Annotated in this window: 5 protein-coding genes, 1 tRNA gene and 2 rRNA genes (1 of these 8 cut by a window edge); 5 read left to right on the top strand and 3 right to left on the bottom strand. The window is 62.2% G+C overall.

Annotated elements, in window-relative coordinates; all coding sequences use genetic code 11:
- Positions 1 to 180: 180 nt before the first annotated feature.
- The 5 genes from NKH80_RS20665 to NKH80_RS20685 are packed head-to-tail and all read left to right on the top strand — an operon-like array spanning position 181 to position 4115.
- Positions 181 to 1167 (top strand): ABC transporter permease, encoded by a 987-nt coding sequence (locus NKH80_RS20665; protein ID WP_352993188.1) that lies wholly within the window; start codon positions 181 to 183, stop codon positions 1165 to 1167.
- The gene (locus NKH80_RS20670; protein ID WP_352737557.1) at positions 1164 to 1994 is read left to right on the top strand and encodes an ABC transporter permease; all 831 of its coding nucleotides are present in this window, start codon (positions 1164 to 1166) and stop codon (positions 1992 to 1994) included. Before NKH80_RS20665 ends, NKH80_RS20670 begins: the two co-directional genes overlap by 4 nt.
- Positions 1991 to 2824, top strand: coding sequence for an ABC transporter ATP-binding protein (locus NKH80_RS20675; protein ID WP_352993190.1), 834 nt, complete (start codon positions 1991 to 1993; stop codon positions 2822 to 2824). Before NKH80_RS20670 ends, NKH80_RS20675 begins: the two co-directional genes overlap by 4 nt.
- Complete coding sequence (locus tag NKH80_RS20680; RefSeq protein WP_352993192.1) at positions 2821 to 3612, top strand: ATP-binding cassette domain-containing protein; 792 nt, start codon at positions 2821 to 2823, stop codon at positions 3610 to 3612. Before NKH80_RS20675 ends, NKH80_RS20680 begins: the two co-directional genes overlap by 4 nt.
- The gene (locus NKH80_RS20685; RefSeq protein ID WP_352993194.1) at positions 3609 to 4115 is read left to right on the top strand and encodes an L-2-amino-thiazoline-4-carboxylic acid hydrolase; all 507 of its coding nucleotides are present in this window, start codon (positions 3609 to 3611) and stop codon (positions 4113 to 4115) included. Before NKH80_RS20680 ends, NKH80_RS20685 begins: the two co-directional genes overlap by 4 nt.
- A gap of 564 nt (positions 4116 to 4679) precedes the next feature.
- Here NKH80_RS20685 and NKH80_RS20690 read toward each other — a convergent pair.
- The 3 genes from NKH80_RS20690 to NKH80_RS20700 form a co-directional block, all read right to left on the bottom strand.
- Positions 4680 to 4756: transfer RNA gene (locus NKH80_RS20690), tRNA-Met, on the bottom strand.
- A gap of 130 nt (positions 4757 to 4886) precedes the next feature.
- A 5S ribosomal RNA gene (gene rrf / locus NKH80_RS20695) occupies positions 4887 to 5001 on the bottom strand.
- 96 nt (positions 5002 to 5097) lie between these two features.
- Positions 5098 to 6617: ribosomal RNA gene (locus NKH80_RS20700) — 23S ribosomal RNA — on the bottom strand (it continues 1287 nt past the right edge of the window).

Consider the following 6617-nt stretch of genomic DNA (forward strand, 5'->3'; position numbering starts at 1 on the left):
TCCCCCACAAGGCGGGAGATCGGCTGTCATTGTCGCTTTCGCCAATCTCCAGCGTTGCAAGACGGCCGGCAACGCCGAAGCTGCCAATCTCCCTCCTTGTGGGGGAGATGTCCGGCAGGACAGAGGGGGGCGCCGTAGAGCGCGGCACCGAAGACTTGGCTCTCCTATCGGCGTTACGCCATGACCCGCGCTGTCATCCTGCTTCGCCGCCGTCTCGTCGGCAGCATCTTCGTGCTGCTGATTGTCGTCATCGGCACCTTCCTGTTACTCGAAGCCGCTCCCGGCGACGCGGTCGATGCCTACATCGTCTCGACCGGCGGCGACGCCGGCATGATCGAGCTGTTGCGTCACCGCTGGGGTCTCGACCAGACGGAGCTGACGCGGCTCGCCAATTATCTTTGGGCGCTGCTGCATCTCGATCTCGGCCAATCGGTCACCTTTTCGCGGCCGATCCGCGACGTCATCCTCGAGCGCCTGCCCAACACGCTGCTGTTGATGGGCAGCGCCACCGCGCTCTCCTTCGGTCTCGGCTCGGCGCTCGGCATCTATGCCGGCGCCAGGCCCGGCAGTTTTCGCGATCGCTTTCTGTCCGTCGGTTCGCTGGCGCTCTATGCCGTGCCGGGCTTCTGGCTTGGGCTGGTGCTGATCATCGTCTTTGCCGTCGACCTGCGATGGTTTCCGATCGGCGGCATCGAGAGTATCGCCTCGGCCCGGACCGGCCTCGATCGCGCCGCCGATATCGCCCGCCATCTCGTCCTGCCGGTTTCGGCGCTCGGCTTCATCTATCTCGCGCTCTATCTGCGCATGATGCGCGCCGGCATGGCCGAGGTCTGGCGACAGGATTTTGTGCTGGCCGCCCGCGCCAGGGGACTTTCCCGCCGCCGCATGGTGCTCGCTCACGTCGCCCGCAATGCGCTGTTGCCGCTGGTCACCATGCTTGGCCTGCAGTCCGCGCAAATGTTGGGCGGCAGCGTCGTTATCGAAAGCGTCTTTTCCGTGCCAGGCCTTGGCCGGCTGGCGCAGGAAGCGGTGGCGGCACGCGACACGCCGTTGCTGCTCGGCATCATTCTCATCAGCGCCGTCCTGGTCGTCATCATCAACCTTCTCGTCGACATCGCCTACGCCGTCCTTGATCCGCGCGTCGGGGCCAGTGAGGCCGGCGCGTGAGCCCGCTTCGCCGCTTTCTTCGCACGCCGGAAGCGATCGCCGGCGCGGTCATCCTGACGGCGCTGTCTGCCGTGGCGCTTGCCGCACCTTTGTTCTTTCCGAGCGATCCGCAGGCCATTGCCGGGCCGGCATTGCTGTCGCCGTTCCAGGACTGGTCGCTGCCACTCGGTACCGACCGCCTCGGCCGTGACGTGCTGGCCGAGCTTTTCCACGGCGCCCGCACCTCGCTCGCGGTCGGCCTGGCAGCAGCAGCCACCGCGCTTGTCGTCGGCGCCGTAATCGGCACGTTGGCCGGTTTTGCCGGCGGCCTTGTCGACGAGGTGCTGATGCGCATCACCGACGCTTTCCAGACCGTCCCAGCCTTCCTGCTGGCTTTGGCTTTCGTCAGCATTGTCGGGCCGTCGCTCGGCGTCGTCGTCACTGCGATCGCGCTGGGCGCCTGGACCGGACCGGCACGCGTGACGCGGGCCGAAGTGCTGTCGATCCGCGAGCGCGATTTTGTTGCCGGCGCCCGCGTCATCGGCATGCATCCGCTGGAGATCGCCTTTCGCGAGGTGCTGCCCAACGCGCTGCCGCCGGTACTGGCCTTGTCGTCGGTGATCGTCGCCGCGGCTATTCTCACCGAAGCGGCATTGTCTTTTCTCGGCCTCGGCGACCCCAACCGCGTGACCTGGGGCGGCATGATCGCCGAAGGCCGCGCCGTGCTGCGCACCGCGCCCTTCCTCTCGATCGTTCCGGGAATAGCACTCGTGCTGACCGTGCTCGGCGTCTATCTCGCCGGCGAAGGCGTCGTCGAGACGACATCGGTGAGGAGGAGCCTGTCGTGACGGCGCTTGCTTCGATCCGCAATCTGACGGTGACCTATCGCCGCGACGGCACCGAGGTGGCTGCGCTGAGACATATCAGGTTCGATGTCGCCGCCGGCGAGCGCCTCGCCATCATCGGGGAGAGCGGCTCGGGCAAGAGCACCTTGGCGCTGGCGATTGCTGGGCTGCTGCCGGCCACTGCCAAGATCGGCGGAGCGATCGAGTGGCAGATGACGGAATTTCGATCGTCTCATGCGAAAGATCGTCAGTCTTTCCTTGTTCTCAATAGCCTTCCTCTCAGAGGCCGCGATATCGGCTTCGTTTTCCAGGACCCATCCGCCAGTCTCGATCCGGTCATGCCAATCGGCAAGCAGATCGCGGAAGTCGCGCGCACGCATCTCGGACTTGACTGGCGACACGCCTATGCCAGAGCAAAAGCCTTGCTCGAACGCGTCCGTCTGCCCGACCCCGATGCCGCCATGCATGCCTTTCCACACCAGCTTTCCGGTGGCCAGAAGCAGCGCGTGGCGATCGCCGCCGCGATCGCGGCCGGGCCGAAACTGCTGATCGCCGACGAAGCGACCAGCGCGCTGGACACCATCGTGCAGGCCGAGATCGTCGGGCTGATCCGGCGACTGGTGGTCGAGGACGGCATGACGCTGCTGTTCATCAGCCACGACATCGGGCTGGCCGCTGAGCTTGGAGAGCGCATCGCCGTGTTCCAGCATGGCGAGCTGCTCGAGCTCGGTGCGACGGCGCAGGTGGTCGGTGCGCCGCGTCACGCGTACACAAGGGCGCTGCTCGACGCCAATCTCGGCCTAGACGCCGAGCCGCTGCTGCAGCGAACATGACTCGTCCGCTGCTCGCCGTTTCCGGCCTGACCAAACGATACAGTAGCGGCGGCAAGATCATCGCCGCGGCCGACGATGTTTCCCTCCACATCGATCATGGCGAGACGCTGGCGCTGGCCGGACCTTCCGGCAGCGGCAAATCGACGATCGCTCGGCTCATACTGCGGCTCATCGAAGCCGATGCTGGCCGAATCGAGTTTGAAGGCAGTGATTTCCTGTCGTTGAACGGCGCTGCGTTGCGCGACCGGCGCGCTCGTCTGCAGATGGTGTTTCAGGATCCGCTCGCCGCCTTGAACCCACGCGCCACGGTGGCGCGTGTGCTCGACGACCCCTTGCGCATCCATCACATCGCCTCTCGCGCCGAGCGCCCGCGCCGCATTGCCGCTCTGCTGGAACGCGTCGGCCTCAGCCCCGGTCTCGCCGGCCGCGCCATTCACGAAATTTCCGGCGGGCAGCGCCAACGCGTTGCAATCGCCCGCGCCATCGCAACAAGACCGTCGCTGGTCGTGCTCGACGAGGCGGTGTCGGCACTCGACCTGTCGGTGCGCGCGCAGATCCTGCGGTTGCTGCTCGACCTTCAACGCGAGGAGCGCATCGCCTATCTCTTCATTTCGCACGATCTCGGCGTCGTCCGTGCCATCGCCCACCGCATCGCCATTCTGGACGGCGGGCGGATTGCCGAGAGCGGCGATACCCGCACCGTCATCGACGCGCCGCAATCCGCGATCGGCAAGGCGCTGGTGGCGGCAGCGCCAAGACTGTCGAGGATCGAACAGGACGCATCATGACCGACGCCGAAGCCCGAGCCGAAAAACTGTCACGCGAACTCGATTCCGCCTTCCGCAACCGTGCCGATCTCTATCGTCTGTTGCTCGACGAGCTAACCGCGGAAGTTGGCGCGGAAAAGGCTGAGGCGATCATGATCCGCACCATTGAACGGCGAGGCAGGGAGGTTGCGGCGGCGGCCTTCGCCGATTTCGGCCCCAACGACGCACCGGCGATCGGCGAGGCGTTCCTGGCCGTCAGCCCGGATGGCGGTCGCATGTATCCGACCGACGTCGAACGCGGTCCGGACCGCATTGCTTTCAAGGTCACGCGCTGCCCGCTGAAGGACGCCTGGCTCGAAGCCGGCGTCGACGACGAGAAACTCGCCACGCTCTGCCGCATCGCCGGCGCCTTCGATCGCGGCCTGTTCGAGGCCACCGGGGTACGCTTCGACAATGTCACCTGGACACCGGGCCACGGTTTCGGCTGCTGCCACATCGCTTTGACCAACCGGGATGCCGGTTAGAGCTGCAACTCGAGCCATGTCGGCGAAGACGTAGAGTTCCGCTCCGTTGGGCAGCACGGAGCCAACAAAAACTCCCGGCGGCATAAGGCCACGGCAATCAAATCAATCCGAGACTTGTCGGATTGCGGCATCCTTGTTCGTCTTCCGTAGGGGAGTTCCTGGAGGTGAATTATCAGCGCATTGCCGGTAGTCAAAACGAGACGCAAAGGCAAGACCCTTATGCAGAGCATGCTGATCCCAACCGAGAAAATGGTCGCTGACGAGCTCCGGGCTGCACGACCTGGCCGCTTGTCGGACCTTGGAGAGCTACGACGTAAGCTCGCGGCAAAATACGGAGCAGACGCCTGCTGCCCGGTGACTGTGCGGCGGCACTTGGTGCATATCAGTCAAGACGGCAGCGCGCCCTTTTGGCGCGTCGTAAATCCCGATCGGCCATTCGCCCGACGTATGAGAGGTGGATCGGAACACATACGCGAGAAATTGGCGGCTGAATGCTAAGTGTCCTGTCGCCGTACTTCAGCGCATACGAAAACGGCCCGCACAAGGCGGGCCGTTTTCGTATTTTGGTTGCGGGGACAGGATTTGAACCTGTGACCTTCAGGTTATGAGCCTGACGAGCTACCGGGCTGCTCCACCCCGCGTCAACCCTAAAGGTAAGCCTTGGCTCACCGGATTCAAGCTTCCGCCAAATGAAAGGGCCGCTTGCGCGGCCCGGAGTCCCGTTGGCGGGCCTGTTCGTAAGGAGAAGATTAAACAACGTGCGCTTGGCAGACCTGGCAGCGACCTACTCTCCCGCGTCTTGAGACGAAGTACCATCAGCGCTGGAGCGTTTCACGGCCGAGTTCGGAATGGGATCGGGTGCAGCCGCTCCGCCATAACCACCAGGTCGGCAAAACGCACGTTGCTCGAGAAGCTGTTTTCTGCGCCATCCATCTCGGCGCAATCCAAAGATTGTCGCCAGAAATGGGCATTAGGAATGAGAACGATCAAGCCGATCGAACTATTAGTACCGGTAAGCTTCAAGCGTTGCCGCTCTTCCACACCCGGCCTATCAACGTGGTCGTCTTCCACGGTTCTCAGGGAATACTCGTTTTAAGGTGGGTTTCCCGCTTAGATGCCTTCAGCGGTTATCCCGTCCGGATATAGCTACCCTGCTATGCGGCTGGCGCCACAACAGGTCCACCAGAGATCCGTCCATCCCGGTCCTCTCGTACTAGGGACAGATCCTTTCAATATTCCTACACCCACGGCAGATAGGGACCGAACTGTCTCACGACGTTCTGAACCCAACTCACGTACCGCTTTAAATGGCGAACAGCCATACCCTTGGGACCTGCTCCAGCCCCAGGATGCGATGAGTCGACATCGAGGTGCCAAACAACCCCGTCGATATGGACTCTTGGGGGTCATCAGCCTGTTATCCCCGGCGTACCTTTTATCCGTTGAGCGATGGCCCTTCCACGCGGGACCACCGGATCACTATGACCGACTTTCGTCTCTGCTCGACTTGTCAGTCTCGCAGTCAGGCAGGCTTATGCCATTGCACTCAGCGAACGATTTCCGACCGTTCTGAGCCCACCATCGCGCGCCTCCGTTACTCTTTAGGAGGCGACCGCCCCAGTCAAACTACCCACCATACATTGTCCCGGACCCGGATAACGGGCCGCGGTTAGACATCCATAGTGATAAGGGTGGTATTTCAAGGGTGGCTCCACCTGAGCTGGCGCCCAGGTTTCAAAGCCTACCACCTATCCTACACATGCCACTACGAATGCCAATGTAAAGCTATAGTAAAGGTGCACGGGGTCTTTCCGTCTAACCGCAGGAACCCCGCATCTTCACGGGGAATTCAATTTCACTGAGTCTATGCTGGAGACAGCGGGGAAGTCGTTACGCCATTCGTGCAGGTCGGAACTTACCCGACAAGGAATTTCGCTACCTTAGGACCGTTATAGTTACGGCCGCCGTTTACTGGGGCTTCGATTCAGAGCTTGCACCCCTCCTCTTAACCTTCCAGCACCGGGCAGGCGTCAGACCCTATACGTCGTCTTGCGACTTCGCAGAGCCCTGTGTTTTTGATAAACAGTCGCTACCCCCTGGTCTGTGCCACCCTCCCATGCTTGCGCATGAAAGGGTCACGCTTCTTCCGAAGTTACGCGTGCAATTTGCCGAGTTCCTTCAGCATAGTTCTCTCAAGCGCCTTGGTATACTCTACCAGTCCACCAGTGTCGGTTTCGGGTACGGTCTATAAGGAGGAGCTATTTCCTGGAACCACGCAGCAGCCCTTTCAATCCGATAAGATTGGACTACCTCGATGATCCGTCACTTCCTCCAGGCCCACGAATATTAACGTGGTTCCCATCGTCTACGCATTTCTGCCTCGACTTAGGGGCCGGCTAACCCTGCTCAGATTAGCTTTAAGCAGGAACCCTTGGACTTTCGGCGGGGGAGTCTCTCACTCCCCTTACGTTACTCATGTCAGCATTCGCACTTCTGATACCT

Origin of the sequence: Mesorhizobium sp. M0904, from assembly GCF_040319475.1 — a bacterium.
Classification (GTDB): domain Bacteria; phylum Pseudomonadota; class Alphaproteobacteria; order Rhizobiales; family Rhizobiaceae; genus Mesorhizobium.